Annotated in this window: 1 protein-coding gene; it reads right to left on the minus strand. The window is 63.9% G+C overall.

From position 1 onward, the window contains the following. Positions 1–288 (minus strand): patatin-like phospholipase family protein (locus ACSIPU_RS31160; protein ID WP_435322570.1); only part of this gene is annotated, 288 nt, incomplete at both ends.

A 288-nucleotide genomic window follows, 5' to 3' on the forward strand; every position in this document is an offset into this window, starting at 1 on the left:
GCACCAAATTGACCAGCGGTTGCAGACTACTCTCTCCCAGCCAGCGCTCCATCCGCTTGAACCACTGCGGGGTATAAAACATCTGCGAAGGGACGGTACGGATCACCACGATGGTCTGGGCGCCGCGGCGGGCCGCCTCCTGCACCGGGATCGCATCGCTGACGCCGCCGTCCAGGTAGCTAACGCCGTCGAGCAACACGCCGCTGCGATAAAAGCCGGGGATGGCGCTGGAGGCGCGGATCAGATCCAGCCACGTTTGCGGCGTCGGCGAAAAATAGCTGGCGGAGT

It is taken from the genome of Klebsiella sp. HN106 (assembly GCF_051209435.1).
Classification (GTDB): domain Bacteria; phylum Pseudomonadota; class Gammaproteobacteria; order Enterobacterales; family Enterobacteriaceae; genus Klebsiella; species Klebsiella oxytoca.